This window comes from Vibrio sp. 704, from assembly GCF_033339295.1.
The window spans coordinates 1-539 of record NZ_JAWOUH010000916.1 but is presented as its reverse complement, the minus strand read 5'-3'; the positions used below and the strand labels follow the sequence as shown (position 1 = coordinate 539).

At 44.7% G+C, this 539-nt stretch carries 1 protein-coding gene; it reads right to left on the bottom strand.

The window, feature by feature from the left end:
• Positions 1 to 6: 6 nt before the first annotated feature.
• The coding region (locus R7R24_RS29860; RefSeq protein ID WP_318120607.1) for a substrate-binding domain-containing protein at positions 7 to 539 on the bottom strand (533 nt) is incomplete at its 5' end.

Below are 539 nucleotides of genomic sequence, written 5' to 3'. Positions count from 1 at the left end.
AGACGCTTATTTCCCAATGATGCCTGATAACACCTCTTTTATTGTGGTATAGCGCAGCGGTAATGTGCGCCCCCGTTTTTTGACTAAATACAAATCTTCATAAACGGTTTGTTTTAGCTGCGCGACGTGCAATTCTTCTCTATTTGGAAAGCTTTCTACTGCACTTTGAGGCAACACCGTAAATCCCAATCCTTTGCTAACTGGCAATAATATTTGGCTTAATTGATTGACGAAGCCCGAAAGCGGCATGTCACTCATTTTTATCTCTTTTAATTGTGGCTCTGCACATTGGTCAAAAAACAACGTCATATAGTGCTCGGCATCGGGATGGCCAATAACACCGCATTTTTGCAAGATCTCAGGCGTTAAGGGCTCGGCTTTATATGCGTGGGGAAGGATCAAGCACAGCGCTTCTCGACCGATTCGTTCGCTTTGGAAGAGGCTTTTGTTTGGAGCGTCAGTCACGATGCCGATATCAATGCGGCCTTCATAGATACCATTAAGAATAGATTGGTTTGGCGCGGCTTCTAAGTGGATGG